This is a genomic window from Streptomyces sp. NPDC058741, from assembly GCF_042746715.1.
Taxonomy (GTDB): domain Bacteria; phylum Actinomycetota; class Actinomycetes; order Streptomycetales; family Streptomycetaceae; genus Streptomyces.
On record NZ_JBHYQH010000005.1, the window covers coordinates 40,380 to 56,657 of the forward strand.

The window sequence follows — 16,278 nt, forward strand, 5'->3', positions numbered from 1 at the left end:
CTGTGGCGGCCGATGGCACTGTCGGCACCGAAGCGCCCCGGAGCCGGGACTTCCCCGAGCGCAGCGGGTACCGTCGGGGCGTGCCCGCCGACCCACTGCACCGTGCCGGAAAACCACAGCGCAGCACGACGAGCCAGCCGCCGAGCGGCTCGGGGGCGAGCGCGATCGAGATCCGCAGGAGCTCCCGCCGCCGCAGGACGGTCTCCGCGTACCGCGAGGGCGATCGCACCGTGGTGCTCATCCCCGCCCGGATGTCCGAGGCGGAGGAGCAGCGCTGGGTCGGGGTCATGCTCGACAAGCTGGCCGCGCAGGAGAGCAGGCGGGCCTTGGGCGACGCCGAGCTGACCGAGCGGGCCCGGCGCCTGTCGGACCAGTACTTCGGGGGGCGGGCCCGGCCGGCGTCGGTGCGCTGGGTGACCAACCAGAACACCCGTTGGGGCTCCTGCACCCCGTCCCAGGGAAGCATCCGCCTCTCGCACCGCCTGCAGGGCATGCCCGAGTACGTCATCGACTACGTCCTGGCCCACGAGCTCGCCCATCTGCTGGTTCCGGGGCACGGGCCTCGCTTCTGGGAACTGCTGAAGGCCTACCCGCGGACCGAGCGCGCCCGGGGTTACCTCGAAGGCGTGGTCGCCGCCGAGCGGTTGCCGCACGTGCCCGGCGCACCGGGTGGGACCCCCGCGGAGTGAGTGCCCCCTTTGCGGGAGCGAGCTGCGGATACGGCTGAGCGCTGGTTGTGTACCGGCTCTGTACCGACCTCGTCCGATGTCCGGATGTGCGGTTAGCCTGGCGCGACGCACTCACGTTCTGGATGGGGGACGGTCGTTACGCATGGCCAGGGAATTCCAACGCGGCCACAAGGCCAGGATCAGTGACCTCACCGCGGGCACGGATCTGTACGTAGGCGTGCAGATCTCCGGCCCCGGGCTCGGCTTCGACATCAGCTGCCTCGGCCTCGACGCCGACGAACGGCTCTCGGACGACCGGTACTTCATCTTCTACAACCAGCCGAAGTCCCCCGAGGAAGCCATTCAGCTGCTGGGTGCCCAGGCGGGTGACACGGAGTCCTTCCGTGTCACGCTCGACCGGATCCCGCCGCAGATCCAGAAGCTGTCGTTCACGGCGACGATCGACGGCGCCGGAGAGATGGCGCAGGTCGGCCCCGGTTACATCCGCATCGTCGCGGGCGGCGAGGAAGTGGCCCGCTACCCCTTCAGCGGCTCGGAGTTCTCCACCGAGCGGGCCGTGATGCTGGGCGACTTCTACCTGAAGGACGTGTGGCGGTTCGCCGCGGTCGGCCAGGGCTTCGACGGTGGTCTCGACGCGCTGCTGAAGAACTTCGGCGGCGAGGTGGCCGAGGAAGAGACCCCCGCGCCCGCCCCGCAGCAGCCCCAGGCCGGAGCAGCCCCGGGCTTTGCCCCGCCCGGTTTCGCCGTCCCCGGAAGCCCGGAACCCGCCCAGGCTCCTGCCCCGGCGCCCGCGCCCCAGCCCGCACAGGGCTTCGCGCCCCCGCCCGGATCCACCCCGCCCCCGGCTCCGGCGCCCGCGCCCCAGGTGCACGCCGCCCCGACCATCGTCGCGCCCCTGCACACCCCGCCCGGCGGCTCCCCGGTACCCCCGCCGGCCCCGGCGCCCGCCCCGTACGGTCAGCCCGGGCACCCCGGCCAGCAGCCGCCGCCGTACGGACAGGCCCCCGGCCAGACGGCTCCGCCGCTCCCCGGCTACGGCCAGCCCCAGGCACCCCAGGCCCCGGCCCCGCCCCCCGGCTACGGCCAGCCCCAGGCACCCCAGGCCCCGGCCCCGCCCCCCGGCTACGGCCAGCCCCAGGCACCCCAGGCCCCGGCCCCGCCCCCGGGCTACGGCCAGCCCACCCCGCCCCCGGGCTACGGGCAGCAGCCGTCCTTCGGCCAGGCCCCCTACGGAGCCCCGCAGGGTGGTCCGCAGGCCGATGCCCCCCAGGGACCGGGCGTCACCGCCGCTCTCCAGCAGTTCAAGGAGACCCCGACCGGGCAGCGCTGGACGCAACAGAACAAGAAGCTCGTCCGCGTCGACCTCGGCATCGGCGGGCAGCCCGTGCTGGCCCGGCAGGGCAGCATGGTGCTCTACCAGGGCAAGGTCGACTTCAGCTACAAGGGCGCGGGCTTCGGCGGCCGGATCGTGGGCAACGCGACCGGCCAGGAGATGCAGCTGATGCGCTGCACCGGTCAGGGCCAGGTGTTCCTCGCCGAGAACTCGACGATGCTGCACCCCGTCGAGCTCCAGGGCGACGCCGTCTGTGTCTCCGCCGAGAACGTCCTGGCGTTCGACGAGGGCCTCACCTACGAGGTCCGCCGCATCGAGGGGCACGGCATCCCCGGAGGCGCCCTGTACACCATGCAGTTCCAGGGCACCGGCACCATCGTCGTGAAGACGCACGGCACGCCCGTCGTGCTGCCCGTCACGCCCACCACGTTCGCCGACTGCAACGCCGTGGTCGCCTGGTCGGCCGCCGCCCAGGTCGTCGTCTCCAGCCAGGTGCGGATGCGCCGCAACGCCTACCCGGGCGACACCGGCGAGAGCGTGAACCTCCAGTTCCGGGGAGCACCCGGCAACTTCATCGTCGTCCAGCCGTACGAGGTCTGAGGGAGCCCGTCATGACACAGCAGCTCGCGGGCCACGCCCCCGCCCCCGTCACCGCCCGCATGGACAACCACGGCAACCACATGCTGAAGGTCGCCATGCAGACCGGCAACGACCTCCTCGCCCGCGTGGGGTCGATGGTCGCCTACGAAGGGTTCGTCCAGTACGAGCCCAACCCGCCGGCCGTGCGCCAGATCGCCAAGGACTGGCTGACCGGCGAGGGCGCGCCCCTGATGAAGTGCTCCGGCGACGGCCTGCTCTACCTCGCCGACTACGGGGCCAACGTCGTCGTCATCAACCTCAACGGCGACGGCATCTCCGTCAACGCCACGAGCCTGCTCGCCTTCGACGCCCACCTCACCTGGGGGGTGGAGCGGGTCAAGGGCCTGGCGAAGTTCGCCGGGCAGGGTCTGTGGAACACCAAGATCTCCGGGCAGGGGTGGGTGGCGCTGACCTCCCGGGGCAAGCCCATCGTCGTCGACTGCGGAGGCGGCGAGGACGAGACGTACGTCGACCCCGACGCGCTCGTCGCCTGGTCCCCGAACCTCAAGGTGAAGGGCAAGCGCAGCTTCCGGGCCCAGTCGCTGATCGGCCGCGGCAGCGGCGAGGCCTACCAGATGGCCTTCTCCGGTCAGGGCATCGTCGTCGTCCAGCCCAGCGAGGACAGCACCGACCGCCTCCGGTTCCGGGGCTGAGGGGAAGCCAGAACGTCATGCAGAGCCCGATTTTCGCCTACAGCGAGCAGCAGTCCCAGGAACGCTGGAGCCTGCAGAACAAGCAGATGCTGCGGGTCGCCCTGGACGGCCACGACGACATCCTGGCCCGCAAGGGCACCATGGTCGCCTACCAGGGCCTCGTCGAGTTCGACGCCGAGTTCCAGAGCAACCAGCAGGCACGCGCGCGTGCGCACACCGGTGAGGGACTCGACCTGATGCGCTGCCACGGGCAGGGCACGGTCTACCTCGCCAACCTCAAGCAGCACGTCCACGTCATGGACGTCGACCAGGACGGCCTCACCGTCGACAGCAGCTACGTGCTGGCGATGGACTCCTCCCTGCACCACGAGGTCGTCGCGGTGGACAGCCTCTACGGCATCTCCGGCTCCGGGAAGTACCAGCTCAACATCAGCGGCCGGGGCAAGGTCGCGCTGATGACCTCGGGCATGCCGCTGCTGATGCACGTGACGCCGGACAAGTACGTCAACTGCGACGCCGACGCGATCGTCGCCTGGTCGACGGGCCTGCGGGTGCAGATGCAGGCCCAGACGCACTCCTCCGGGGTGTGGCGGCGGCGCGGCAACACCGGCGAGGGCTGGGAGCTGAGCTTCATGGGCACCGGCTTCGCGCTCGTCCAGCCCAGCGAACTGCTGCCGCCGCAGAACGCCCAGATCGGCTCGGGCCTCGCCGCGCAGTACGGCATGGGGCAGCAGGGAGCGCGCGGTCAGAACCAGGGCAACGTCTGGAGCTGAGCGCTCCGCGGGTCAGGCCGCGGGGGCTTGTCCGGATCGCCTCGGGCTGCGGGCCGCCCCGTGGCCGCCCGTCGCCCAGTTCCCCGTACCTCCGGGGGGCGGTCGCCCCCGGAGGTGCTCGGGCCGCGAGACCCGTGCTCAGGCCGCGAGCCTCGCACGGGTCGCCTCCAGCAGCCGGAGGACCGACGCCTCGGCCACGTCCGCCACCTCGTCGTACGCGAACCAGCGCACGTCGAGGGACTCGTCGCTGACCGAGTGCGCGGCGTCCGGAGGTGCCAGGACCGCGTACTGGACGTCCAGGTGCCAGTGGCAGGGCGGCGGGATCGGGTGCCGGTCCAGGCGGACCGGGCCGCCCGGCAGCAGGGAGAGGCCCGAGACGCCGGACTCCTCCGTCGCCTCACGCAGGGCCGCGGACGCCAGCGTGGCGTCGCCCGGCTCGCAGTGGCCGCCCATCTGCAGCCACATGCGCAGCTTCCGGTGCAGCGTCAGCAGCACCCGGCCGCCCTCGGGGTCGATCACCAGGGCGCTCGCCGTGATGTGGCCCGCGTGGCAGGCCTTCCAGAGGCCGTCCGGGTGATCCGCCAGGTGGTCCAGATAGGCCTGGCGCAGCTCGGGCTGGTCCTCGTACCCCTTCAGCACGAGGACCGCGTCGTCGTACAGGCTCACCCGGCGTCGTCGCCCTTCTTCTCGCCCTCGTCCTTCTTCTTCAGGTCGGGCTTGTCCGCCGCCTCGCCGAGCATCTTGTCCAGCTCGGAGAAGTCGATCTGCTCGCGGTGCACGAAGCCGTCCGGGTCGTCCAGGTCGGTCGCCGTCGGCAGCATGTCCGGGTGGTGCCAGAGGGCGTCCCGGCCGTCGACACCGCGCGCGTCCGTGAGCGAGGCCCACAGGCGGGAGGCGTCACGCAGACGGCGGGGCCGCAGCTCCAGGCCGATCAGCGTGGCGAACGTCTGTTCCGCCGGACCGCCCGAGGCGCGCCGGCGGCGCAGCGTCTCGCGCAGCGCGTCGGCGGACCCCAGACGCGGTTTCGCGGCGGCGTGCACCACGGCGTCGACCCAGCCCTCGACCAGCGCCAGAGCCGTCTCCAGACGGGCCAGGGCGGCTTTCTGCTCGGGCGTGTCCTCCGGCTGGAACATGCCCTGCTGGAGCGCTTCCTGCAGCTGCTCCGGGTTCTGCGGGTCGAACTGGCCGACCACGTCCTCCAGCTTGGCCGTGTCGACCTTGATGCCGCGGGCGTAGCCGTCGACCGCGCCGAACAGGTGCGAGCGCAGCCAGGGCACGTGCGCGAAGAGGCGCTGGTGCGCGGCCTCGCGCAGGGCGAGATACAGCCGTACCTCCTCCTGGGGGACGCTCAGGTCCCTGCCGAAGGAGTCGATGTTGACCGGCAGCAGCGCGGCCTTGCGGGCCGGACCGAGCGGCAGGCCGATGTCGGACGAGCCGACGACCTCGCCCGCGAGCACGCCGACGGCCTGCCCGATCTGCGTGCCGAACATGGCCCCGCCCATCGAGCGCATCATGCCGATCAGCGGGCCGGCCATGGCCTGCATCTCCTCCGGCAGCACGTCGCCCATGGCCGTGCCCACCCGCTCGGCGACCGGGTCGACCAGCTCCTTCCAGGCGGGCAGGGTGGCCTCCACCCACTCCGCGCGGCTCCAGGCCACGGCGGAGGCGGCACCCGACGGCAGGGACGTGGCGTCGTCGAGCCACAGGTCGGCCAGGCGGACGGCCTCCTCGACGGCCCGGCGCTCGGCGGGGCCGACGCTCGCGTCCTTGGTGCCGTCGGGGGAGCCCTGGGAGACCGTCTGGCGGGCGATCTGCTTGGCCATGTCCCAGTTCACCGGGCCGCCCTCGTAGGAGAGCATCTGGCCCAGCTGCTGGAACGCGGCGCCCAGGTCGGTGGGGTTCAGCGAGCCGAACATGGCGGCGAACGGATTGTCCGCGCCTGGGCCGCCCGGGCCGCCGCCAAAGCCTCCGGCTCCGGGCGTGCCGAAGCCGAACGGGTTGGCCGGTCCCTGACCACCACCGCTCTGCTGGTCCTTCTTCTTGCCTTCGTCGCCGTCGTCCGGCTCCTCCGGCGGAAGGCCGAATCCGAATGGGGTGTCACTCACGGGATTCCTCGGCTGGTAGGGCCGCCGGTTCTTTCCGGCGGCACGGCTGCCCGACAACACCACCCAGCGTAGACACCTGGAACGGATCGGGCCTCGGTGCTTCGCCGACTGACCGCCTGCGGCAGGATGGATGCCACCTGGTACGCACGCGTCGCTCGCGCTCGTACTGAAGACAACCGCTGGAGACGCCCGGTGAGTTCCCCAGATCCGCAGGTTCGCGCAGCGCGAAACCAGTCAACCAGTTCCGCGAGCCCCGCGCCGCGCGGGCCCGTCGTGGCGGTCACCGGTGCCGCGTACGGCGTCGGTGCCCTGATCACCGAGCGGCTCGCCGCGTCCGACGAGGTCAGGCGGGTCGTGGCCATCGACGAGCGGCGCGGCGACTGCGACGCGGCCCAGTGGCACATCCTGGACGTCCGGGATCCGGCCGTCGCCGACAAGCTGCGCGGCGCCGACGTGGTGGTGCACCTGGCGCTGGACCTCGATCTGGAGACCGACGCCGCCGCCCGAACGGCCTACAACGTACGGGGGACGCAGACCGTGCTGACGGCCGCCGCGGCCGCCGGAGTGCACCGGGTGGTGCTGTGCACCTCCGCGATGGTCTACGGGGCGCTGCCGGACAACGAGCTGCCGCTGTCGGAGGACGCGGAGCTGCGGGCGACGGCGGAGGCGACGGGCGTCGGCGACCTCCTGGAGATCGAGCGGCTGGCGCGTCGGGCGCCGCGCGCCCACCCCGGGCTCAACGTCACCGTGGTCCGTCCCGCCGTCCTGGTCGGCGGCGGTACCGACACGGCGCTGACCCGGTACTTCGAGTCCCCGCGGCTGCTGGTCGTCGCCGGGTCGCGGCCCGCCTGGCAGTTCTGCCACGTCGAGGACCTGTGCGGCGCGCTGGAGTACGCCGTCCTGGAGAAGGTCGACGGGGAGCTCGCCGTCGGGTGCGACGGGTGGCTGGAGCAGGAGGAGGTCGAGGAGCTCAGCGGGATCCGCCGGATGGAGCTGCCCTCGGCGGTGGCGCTGGGCGCGGCGGCCCGCCTGCACCGCATCGGGCTCACCCCGTCCCCGGCGGGCGACCTGGCCTACACGATGTATCCCTGGGTGGTGAGCGGCAGCCGGCTGCACGACGCCGGATGGCGGCCGCGGTACACCAACGAGGAGGTGCTCGCGGAACTCCTGGAGGAGGTCTCAGGCCGGCACACGGTGGCCGGGCGCCGGCTGGGCCGCAAGGACGCCACGGCGGCGGGCGCCGCGGGCGCCACGGTCGCCCTGCTGGGCGCGGCGGCGGTGGTCCGGCGTGCGCGGAAGGCCCGGCGGCGGATCTGAGGACGCGACCCCTCTGTAGGAGGGTCCAACGGGCACGCGCGCGTGCCGGTCGATAGCTCTATTCCCCGCTGCCGGCCCCGTGCGGCACGATGGAGCCATGGCATCCACGAACGATCACCCCGGTGAGCAGGCCGCGCAGGACCCGATCAAGCTGATCGGGATTCGGGACACGGCCCTCTCCGTGGACGAGGTGTTCCGGGCCGTCGGCGACGACGCGTCCGGCGGCACGGTGCTCTTCGTGGGGACCGTCCGGAACCACGACGGCGGCGCCGACGTGGACGAGCTGGGCTACTCGTGCCACCCCAGTGCCGAGTCCGAGATGCGGCGGATCGCGGAGAAGGCCGCCGCCGAGTTCCCGGTCCGGGCCCTGGCCGCCGTGCACCGGGTGGGCGACCTGCGGGTCGGGGACCTCGCGGTGGTCGTCGCCGTGTCGTGCCCGCACCGCGGGGAGGCCTTCGAGGCCTGCCGGAAGCTCATCGACGACCTCAAGCACGAGGTGCCCATCTGGAAGCACCAGAAGTTCTCCGACGGCACCGAGGAGTGGGTCGGCGCCTGCTGATCCGAGAAGCCGGTCTCCGGTTGCGTAACCGCACCCCTGAGACCAGCGTTGTCAGTGCGGATGGTTAATCTGCTGATCAGTCAATTGCGGACGCTCAATGGGGTTGGAGGTCGGCATGGCGGTGCTCGTCTGGCTGCTGATTCCGCTTGTGGCTGCGATCGGCGCGGGCCTCTGGGGGAGTTGGGCCAACCGGACCCGCAAGGTCCGCGGCGACGGTCCGGAGCTCATCGGCTACGCCCGCTTCCGCGAGGCCATGGAGAGGCCCGGGCCGGGGAGCTGACGGTCATTGAAACGCCAGGTCACAGGCGTGCTAGCGCGCAGGGCCGCCCCGGACGGGCGGCCCTGACGGTGCGCTGACAGACCCGTCCCGTACTGTCGAGTCATGCCACGCCGCACCGCGACGATGCTCGCCTCCACCCTGATGCTGATCGCGCTTCTGTGCGCGGGTGTGTTCATCCCCGTCCCGTACTCTGAGATGTCCCCGGGGCCGACCGTGAACACGCTCGGCGATCACGACGGCGAGCCGGTCCTGCAGATCGCCGGCCGCAAGACGTACGTGACCAGCGGGCACCTGAACATGACCACGGTCCGGGTCACGAGCGCCGACTACCGGATGAACCTCGTCGAGGCCGTCTACGGCTGGCTGGCGCACGACAACAAGGTCGTGCCGCACGAGACGCTCTACCCGGACGGCAAGACCGAGGAGCAGTCCACCCAGGAGAACGCGGAGGAGTTCAGCCAGTCCCAGGAGAGCGCCAAGGTCGCGGCCCTGAAGGAGCTCGACGTCCCGGTCAAGTCCTGGGTGATCGTCTCCACGGTCGTCAAGGGCTCTCCGGCCCAGGACAAGCTGCACGCCGGAGACGTGATCAAGGCCGTCGACGGCACGGCCGTGAAGGAGCCGACCGACGTGGCCGAGCTCGTCACCCGGCATGAGCCCGGCCAGGACGTCCGTTTCACGATCGTGCCCGCCAAGGAACAGGCCGCCGCCGAGAAGGAGAAGCGGACCCCGACCAGGACGCGGGACGTCACGATCACCACCACGACGTCCGACGACGCCGGCGGGAAGCGCGCCATCGTCGGGATCTCCGCCGGCACCGACCACACCTTCCCGTTCACCATCGACATCAAGCTGGCCGACGTCGGCGGCCCCAGCGCCGGTCTGATGTTCGCGCTCGGCATCTACGACAAGCTCACCCCGGGCAGCCTGACCGGAGGAAAGTTCGTGGCCGGCACCGGCACGATCGACGACCGGGGCAAGGTCGGGCCCATCGGCGGCATCGAGATGAAGACCGTGGGCGCACGGGCGAAGGGCGCCCAGTACTTCCTCACGCCCGCCGAGAACTGCGCGACCGCCGCCAAGGACACCCCGGAGGGCCTCACCCTCATCAAGGTGGACACCATCCGCGACGCCCTCGGCGCCCTGAAGGACCTGCGCAGCGGCGACACCGCGGACCTGCCCACGTGCGCTGAGTGACGCGAGGGGCCGGCGGCCCGGCGGCGGCACGGACCGCCGGGTCGCCCCCCGGACCCCGAGGGAGGGCGAACCAGGGGACGCGCCCGCCCCGCTACTCCGCGAACGTGGCCGTCAGGGCCTCGGCCAGCCCCGGCACGAGGTCCGATCCGGTCAGGACCTCCGTGGGGGAGTCCTTCTCCCGCAGGCGCAGGGCCGAGTCCCGGGTGCCGTCGCGCAGCACCGCGACCGTCATCCGCACCTCCTGCCGGTCCGGATGGTCCGCCACCCACTTCGTCAGCGCGGCCTCGTCCAGGTCCTTCGGGACCTGGGCCTCCGCGGACGGGGGCAGCATCAGACGCTCCACGGTGAGGGCGCAGCCGGCCACCGCGTCGGGCCATGCGATGGTGGCGAGGAACTCGTCGAGCGGCTTGCCCGTCGGCACCTCGTCCTGCTCGATCGGGGTGAGGCCGGGGCCGTCTGGCTGGTCCCCGAGGCCGAGCCGGTCCGCGAGCGAGGGCTGTTCGGCCCGCAGCCGTGCGGTGTCGACGAGGGCGAAAAGGCGGGCCGGCTGGTCCCAGCCGAGGCCGGAGACGTACTCGTCGATCTCGAGAACGGCCCGGGTGAGCGGGTTCGCAGCCATGGGAGTGTTGGACATGGTCACAATCCTGCCTCGTTCCCGACCGGAATCGGGAACCGAGTAAACGGTGAGTAAGTTGCATAGGTGGGGGCCCACGATCTCGGGGGCCACACACGGTCCGTGAAGACGCGGGCCTGACCATCAACAGCGAACTTCGAGGTGCGCACCTTGGCTTTCCAGATGCCGGACCGCGGCGGAGGCCCGACAGGGCCGCGGATGAGAGTGGGCCGCCCGTCCCGGCGTGTCCGGACCCTGCTCATGACGCTGGGCGTCCTGGCCGTCCTCGGCATGGCGTTCACCATGTTCGCGGGCTTTTGGACGGACTGGCTCTGGTACCGGTCGGTGAAGTACTCCTCGGTCTTCACCACCACCCTGTGGACCAAGATCGGGCTCTTCTTCGTCTTCGGTCTGCTCATGGCGCTCGCGGTCGGCTTCAACATCTGGCTGGCGCACCGGCTCCGCCCGCCGCTGAGCGCCATGTCGATGGAGCAGCAGAACCTCGACCGGTACCGGATGAGCATCGCGCCCTACAAGAAGTGGCTGCTGCTCGCGATCACCGCCCTGGTGGGCCTGATCGCCGGTGCCTCCGCGTCCGGCCAGTGGCGGACGTGGCTGATGTGGGTCAACGGCGTGCCCTTCGGCCAGAAGGACCCCCAGTTCAAGCTGGACGTCTCCTTCTACGCCTTCGACCTGCCCTGGTACCGGTTCCTGCTCGGCTTCGGCTTCGCCGCCGTGATCCTCTCCGTGATCGCCGCCGCGCTCACCCACTACCTGTACGGCGGGCTGCGCGTCACCAGCCCCGGCGCGCGCGCCACGGCCGCGGCCACCGGGCACCTGTCGGTCCTCATCGGCGTCTTCGTGGCCCTGAAGGCGGTCGCGTACTGGCTCGACCGGTACGGGCTCGCGGTGAAGTCGAGTGACTTCCGCGCGACCGACAACTGGACCGGCCTGCGCTACGTCGACGCCAACGCCTACCTGCCGGCCAAGACGATCCTGTTCTGCATCGCCGTGATCTGCGCGTTGTTGTTCTTCCTCACCCTGTGGCGGCGCACCTGGCAGCTGCCCGTGATCGGCTTCGGCCTCATGGTGCTCTCCGCCATCCTCATCGGCGGCCTCTACCCGGCGATCGTGCAGAAGTTCCAGGTCCAGCCGAACGAGCAGGCCAAGGAGGCGCCGTACGTCGAGAAGAACCTCGAGGCGACGCGCAAGGCCTACGGCATCGACGGCACCCAGGTCACGGACTACTCGGGCACCCGCAAGACCGAGGACAAGTCCCAGCTGCGCGACGACGTCGGCTCCACTGCGAGTATCCGGATCATGGACCCGAACGTGGTCTCGCCGACGTTCCAGCAGCTCCAGCAGATCAGGAACTACTACGCGTTCCCGAACAACCTTGACGTCGACCGCTACGCCAAGGACGGCAAGGACCAGGACACGGTCCTCGGTCTGCGTGAGATCAACCTCGACGGCATCCCGAAGAAGAACTGGATCAACAACCACTTCCGCTACACCCACGGATACGGAGTGGTCGCCGCCGAGGGCACCAGCGCCGACGCCCAGGGGCGCCCGGTCTTCACGGAGTCCGACCTCCCCTCCAAGGGCGACCTCGGGACGTACGAGCAGCGGGTCTACTACGGCGAGAAGACCACCACGTACTCGATCGTCGGCGGTCCCCAGAAGGAGATCGACTACTCCGACGACAACGGGGAGAAGACCACCAGCTACAAGGGCGACAGCGGGGTCAACCTCTCCAGCCCGGTCAACCGGGCCGCGTACGCGGTGGCGTTCGGCGAACCGCAGATCCTCTACTCCGGTGCCATAGGGGAGGGTTCGCGGGTGCTGTACAACCGCACGCCCAAGGAGCGCGTCGAGGCGGTCGCCCCCTGGCTGACCATCGACGGCGACGCCTACCCGGCGGTGGTCAACGGCCGGATCCAGTGGATCGTCGACGCGTACACCACGACGAACGGCTACCCGTACTCCTCGCGCACGACCCTCGGTGACACCACGGCCGACTCGCTGACCGCGACCAACGACAACCGCGCGGTGGTGGCCCAGCAGAACCAGGTCAACTACATCCGCAACTCGGTCAAGGCGACCGTCGACGCCTACAGCGGCCAGGTCAAGCTCTACCAGTGGGACACGAAGGACCCCGTCCTCAGGACCTGGATGAAGGCCTTCCCGGACACGGTCAAGCCCAAGAGCGAGATCTCGCAGGGCCTGATGGACCATCTGCGTTACCCGCAGGACCTGTTCAAGGTCCAGCGCGAGCTGCTCACGCGCTACCACGTGAAGGACGCCACGACGTTCCTCAGCGGCAGCGAGGTGTGGCAGGTGCCGGACGACCCGACGAACCGGTCGGGCAGCGCGGTGCCGCCGTACTACCTGAGCATGAAGATGCCCGACCAGCAGGCGCAGGCGTTCTCGCTGACGACGACCTTCACGCCCAACGGCCGGGACAACCTCAGCGCGTTCATGGCGGTCGACGCCGAGGCGGGCACCGAGGGCTACGGCAAGATCAGAATCCTGAAACTGCCGACCAACACGACGGTCAACGGACCCAAGCAGGTCCAGAGCCAGTTCAACTCCCAAGAGGACATCGCCGAGTCCATCAGGCTCCTGAGAGGCGGCGACTCCGAAGTGGAGTACGGCAACCTGCTCACGGTGCCGCTCGACGGAGGCCTGCTGTACGTGGAGCCGGTCTACGTCCGCGGCGGCGGTCTGAAGTACCCGCTGCTGCGCAAGGTGCTGGTGACCTACGGAGGCGAGACGGCCTTCGAGAACACGCTCGACGAGGCCCTCGACAAGGTCTTCGGTGCCAAGGGCGGGACACCGCAACCGCCGCCGGACGAGGGCGACACGACGACACCGCCGCCGACGTCCGAGAACCCGACGGTCCAACAGGCCCTTGAGGATGCCCAGAAGGCGTTCGACGCGGGCCAGGAGGCCCTGAAGAAGAACGACTGGGAGGCGTACGGCCGGGCGCAGAAGGACCTGGAGGACGCCCTGCGGAGCGCCGAGGACGCACAGGCGTCCGGTGGAGCCGGAGGCGGCGAGAGCAAGCCCAGTGCCGCCCCCAGCGGCAGCCCCAGCCCGAAGCCGAGCGGCTGAGCCGCCGGCCTCGTCCGATGCCCGTCCCGCGCCGTGATACGGTTGTGAACACAACGGCGCGGGGTGGAGCAGCTCGGTAGCTCGCTGGGCTCATAACCCAGAGGTCGCAGGTTCAAATCCTGTCCCCGCTACTCATATCGCGACGTCCGAAGACGGAGCGACCACGAAGGCCCGGATTCCACACAGGAATCCGGGCCTTCGTGATGTGTGAACGCATGTGCTGAAGCCCCTGTGGCCGTGTCGGCGTTGGGAGTTGCGCCATCTGTGTTTGACTTGTCTCTCTGTGGGCATGTCGACAAAACGCTGTAGTGACCTCACTGGCTGCGGTATACCAGGTGTACCCAGGTTGCAGGTGGTGCGACGATGGACGTTATGGGGGACAAGGGAACTCTGTTCGAGACAGGGCGTTTTGTGCAGCCTTCCCGCCGGGAAGAGACCGACACCCCGGACGAAGCCGGGGTGCTCGCCGACGACGCGGCCGAGGAGCTGCGTCAGCGGCTCGCCGCGGAGGCCGGTGACGTCGAGGCCATGAGCGTCCTCGGCGCCATGCTCCTGCGCCGCGGCGACCTCGACGGCGCGGAGCCCCATCTGCGTGCCTCGACCGCTGCGGGCGACCGTGCAGCGGCCAACAACCTGGGTGTCCTCCTCCATCAGCGGGGCTACGCCGACGAGGCCGCCGGATGGTGGCGGATCGCCGCCGTCGCCGGGTCCGCGCCGGCCGCGCACGCCCTCGGCCGGTACCACCGTGAGCGCGGCGACGAGCCCGCCGCCGAGTACTGGCTGCGCCAGTCCGCCGAGCAGGGCCACACCCTGGGCGCCTATGCCCTCGCCGACCTGCTGGAGCACCGCGGCGACGCGCGCGCCGGGCAGTGGATGCGGGTCGCCGCCGAGCGCGGGCACCGGGAGGCCGCCTACCGGCTGGCCCGGGCGCTCGACCGGAAGGCGGCGCGCGAGACCGGTGGTGACAACGGTGTCCAGCGGCTCGAGGAGGCGGAGCAGTGGTACCGGCAGGCCGCCGCGCGCGGCCACCGGCACGCCGCCCTGCAGCTGGGGACGATCCTGGAGCGGCGGGGCGAGCTCAAGGAGGCCGGGCGGTGGTACCTGACCTCCGCCAAGGACGGCGAGGCGCGGGCCGCCTGCGCGCTCGGGTTCCTGCTGCGCGACGCGGGCGACACGGAGAACGCGGCCGTGTGGTGGCTGCGGGCCGCGCAGGACGGCGACGGCAACGCGGCGAACGCGTTGGGCGCCCTGCACGCCGAGCGGGGCGAGACCCAGACCGCCGAGCGGTGGTACCGGGCCGCGATGGACGCGGGCGACGTGAACGGCGCGTACAACCTCGGGCTGCTCTGCGCCGAGCAGGGCCGCACCCAGCAGGCCGAGCAGTGGTACCGGCGCGCGGCCTACGCCGGGCACCGGGAGGCCGCCAACGCGCTGGCGATCCTGCTGCTGCAGGGCGGGGACGAGACGGGTGCCGAGCCCTGGTTCTCCAAGGCCGCCGAGGCCGGGAGCGTGGACGCCGCGTTCAACCTGGGCATCCTGCACGCCGGACGGGGCGAGGTGAAGGCGGCGCTCGGCTGGTACGAGCGGGCCGCGGCCGCGGGGCACACCGAGGCGGCGCTGCAGGTGGGCATCGCACGGTTGCGGGACGGCGACGAGCAGGAGGCCGAGCGGCACCTGCGGTGCGCGGCCGGGGGCGGCAGCGCGGAGGGCGCGTACCGGCTGGCGACCCTGCTGGACGCGCGGCGGCCGCCGGAGCCGGCGCACGAGCTCGGCGAGCCGGTGCACCGGCGCAGTGAGTGCGAGGAGTGGTACGAGCGGGCCGCCTCCCAGGGGCACCGGCGGGCGCAGGTCCGGGTGGGCATGCTGGCCGCCGCGCGGGGCGATGTCGTGGAGGCGGCACGGTGGTACCGGCAGGCGGCCGAGGCCGGGTCGCGCAACGGCGCGTTCAATCTCGGGCTGCTGCTGGCCCGGGAGGGCAGCGAGCCGGAAGCCGCAGTGTGGTGGACGCGCGCGGCCGACGCGGGGCACGGCCGGGCGGCGTTGCGGCTGGCCCTGGTCTATGCGCGTCGGGGTGAGCTGGCGGAAGGGCAGCGGTGGGCCGACCGGGCCGTGGAGCTGGGGCCGACGTCCGTGACGGAGCGCGCGGAGCGGCTGCGGGACGCGTTGCGGCAGGAGCTGTCGGCGTAGGAAGGTGCGGGTCCGTCCGGAAGGTGCTCCTGGTCACACGCGTGGCCCTGGGGTTGAAGTGATTTGCATCCGCCCTTGTCGGTGACGTAACGTTGCATTCAACGACGCGGGGTGGAGCAGCTCGGTAGCTCGCTGGGCTCATAACCCAGAGGTCGCAGGTTCAAATCCTGTCCCCGCTACTGAAAGCCGAGGGCCGGAATCCGAAAGGGTTCCGGCCCTCGGTGTTTGTGTCGGAGGTGGCTCGCCGCCTCCGCGCGCAGCACGAAGCCCCAGCGCCCATCGGCGCCGGGGCTTCGGTGCGAGAAGGCTACGCCGCCGCGCAGTTCGGGCAGACACCCCGGTAGGTCACCTCGACGTCCGAGACGGTGAATCCGAAGCGCTCCGAGTCCGGGAGGTCGGCCAGCGGGTTGCCGCCGGGGTGCACGTCGCGGATCGCACCGCACCGGGCGCAGACCAGGTGGTGGTGCGGCCGGTGGGCGTTCGGGTCGTACCGCTTGGCGCGCCGGTCCGTGGAGACCTCGAGCACCTCGCCGAGGCTGACCAGCTCACCGAGCGTGTTGTAGACGGTCGCCCGGGAGATCTCGGGCAGCTTGGAGACGGCCCGGGCGTGGACCTCGTCGGCCGTCAGATGGACGTGTTCGCCGTCGAGGACCTCGGCCACGACACGTCGCTGCGCGGTCATCCGCCATCCGCGTCCGCGCAGCCGTTCCAGAAGGTCACTCATGGCCACCAGCCTAACAGCTAAGGGGACCAGGTCCCGAACAGGTGTGAAGTTAGAGCTTTACTTGAATTAGACATTATCTATTTTAGGACCAGGAACGG

The 16,278-nt window shown here is 71.1% G+C and carries 14 protein-coding genes and 2 tRNA genes; 12 read left to right on the plus strand and 4 right to left on the minus strand.

What is annotated here, in order from left to right; translation table 11 throughout:
• Window positions 1–80 precede the first annotated feature (80 nt).
• The 4 genes from ACFW6P_RS05565 to ACFW6P_RS05580 all read left to right on the plus strand — a co-directional run bounded on the left by ACFW6P_RS05565 (window position 81) and on the right by ACFW6P_RS05580 (window position 4,087).
• Window positions 81–689, plus strand: a complete 609-nt coding sequence (locus ACFW6P_RS05565) for a M48 family metallopeptidase (RefSeq protein ID WP_386355522.1) — start codon at window positions 81–83, stop codon at window positions 687–689.
• 142 nt (window positions 690–831) lie between these two features.
• A complete protein-coding gene (locus tag ACFW6P_RS05570; RefSeq protein WP_386355525.1) occupies window positions 832–2,622 on the plus strand; it encodes a TerD family protein in 1,791 nt (596 codons plus the stop codon).
• An 11-nt stretch (window positions 2,623–2,633) separates the two neighbouring features.
• The gene (locus tag ACFW6P_RS05575; RefSeq protein ID WP_386355528.1) at window positions 2,634–3,314 is read left to right on the plus strand and encodes an AIM24 family protein; all 681 of its coding nucleotides are present in this window, start codon (window positions 2,634–2,636) and stop codon (window positions 3,312–3,314) included.
• 17 nt (window positions 3,315–3,331) lie between these two features.
• Window positions 3,332–4,087 carry an AIM24 family protein gene (locus ACFW6P_RS05580; protein WP_386423003.1) on the plus strand — a complete coding sequence of 252 codons (756 nt, stop codon included), beginning with the start codon at window positions 3,332–3,334 and terminating at the stop codon, window positions 4,085–4,087.
• A 138-nt stretch (window positions 4,088–4,225) separates the two neighbouring features.
• Here the strand turns inward: ACFW6P_RS05580 and ACFW6P_RS05585 are convergent, their stop codons facing one another.
• Together ACFW6P_RS05585 and ACFW6P_RS05590 are read right to left on the minus strand one after the other, a co-directional pair.
• The gene (locus ACFW6P_RS05585; protein ID WP_386355533.1) at window positions 4,226–4,753 is read right to left on the minus strand and encodes an NUDIX hydrolase; all 528 of its coding nucleotides are present in this window, start codon (window positions 4,751–4,753) and stop codon (window positions 4,226–4,228) included.
• Entirely contained in the window at window positions 4,750–6,192 is a 1,443-nt protein-coding gene (locus ACFW6P_RS05590) for a zinc-dependent metalloprotease (RefSeq protein ID WP_386355536.1), read from the minus strand. Before ACFW6P_RS05590 ends, ACFW6P_RS05585 begins: the two co-directional genes overlap by 4 nt.
• Before the next feature lie 192 nt (window positions 6,193–6,384).
• Here ACFW6P_RS05590 and ACFW6P_RS05595 point away from each other — a divergent pair, with 192 nt between their 5' ends.
• The 4 genes from ACFW6P_RS05595 (at window position 6,385) to ACFW6P_RS05610 (ending at window position 9,542) form a co-directional block, all read left to right on the plus strand.
• Window positions 6,385–7,509: an SDR family oxidoreductase gene (locus ACFW6P_RS05595; protein ID WP_386423005.1), complete on the plus strand. Its 1,125-nt coding sequence runs from the start codon at window positions 6,385–6,387 to the stop codon at window positions 7,507–7,509.
• Between the two features lie 97 nt (window positions 7,510–7,606).
• Window positions 7,607–8,068, plus strand: a complete 462-nt coding sequence (locus tag ACFW6P_RS05600) for a molybdenum cofactor biosynthesis protein MoaE (protein WP_386355541.1) — start codon at window positions 7,607–7,609, stop codon at window positions 8,066–8,068.
• A gap of 97 nt (window positions 8,069–8,165) precedes the next feature.
• Window positions 8,166–8,348, plus strand: a complete 183-nt coding sequence (locus tag ACFW6P_RS05605; RefSeq protein WP_386355667.1) for a hypothetical protein — start codon at window positions 8,166–8,168, stop codon at window positions 8,346–8,348.
• Between the two features lie 102 nt (window positions 8,349–8,450).
• Window positions 8,451–9,542: a PDZ domain-containing protein gene (locus ACFW6P_RS05610; protein WP_386355543.1), complete on the plus strand. Its 1,092-nt coding sequence runs from the start codon at window positions 8,451–8,453 to the stop codon at window positions 9,540–9,542.
• A 91-nt stretch (window positions 9,543–9,633) separates the two neighbouring features.
• Here ACFW6P_RS05610 and ACFW6P_RS05615 read toward each other — a convergent pair whose 3' ends face one another.
• Window positions 9,634–10,176 carry a PPA1309 family protein gene (locus ACFW6P_RS05615; RefSeq protein WP_386355546.1) on the minus strand — a complete coding sequence of 181 codons (543 nt, stop codon included), beginning with the start codon at window positions 10,174–10,176 and terminating at the stop codon, window positions 9,634–9,636.
• Between the two features lie 162 nt (window positions 10,177–10,338).
• Here ACFW6P_RS05615 and ACFW6P_RS05620 point away from each other — a divergent pair, with 162 nt between their 5' ends.
• From ACFW6P_RS05620 to ACFW6P_RS05635, 4 genes are all read left to right on the plus strand, one after another.
• Entirely contained in the window at window positions 10,339–13,269 is a 2,931-nt protein-coding gene (locus ACFW6P_RS05620) for a UPF0182 family protein (protein WP_386355655.1), read from the plus strand.
• A gap of 57 nt (window positions 13,270–13,326) precedes the next feature.
• A tRNA-Met gene (locus ACFW6P_RS05625) sits at window positions 13,327–13,400 on the plus strand.
• Between the two features lie 232 nt (window positions 13,401–13,632).
• Entirely contained in the window at window positions 13,633–15,456 is a 1,824-nt protein-coding gene (locus ACFW6P_RS05630; protein WP_386355548.1) for a tetratricopeptide repeat protein, read from the plus strand.
• Between the two features lie 105 nt (window positions 15,457–15,561).
• Window positions 15,562–15,635: transfer RNA gene (locus tag ACFW6P_RS05635), tRNA-Met, on the plus strand.
• A gap of 128 nt (window positions 15,636–15,763) precedes the next feature.
• Here ACFW6P_RS05635 and ACFW6P_RS05640 read toward each other — a convergent pair.
• Entirely contained in the window at window positions 15,764–16,180 is a 417-nt protein-coding gene (locus ACFW6P_RS05640) for a Fur family transcriptional regulator (RefSeq protein WP_386355551.1), read from the minus strand.
• Window positions 16,181–16,278: the final 98 nt, after the last annotated feature.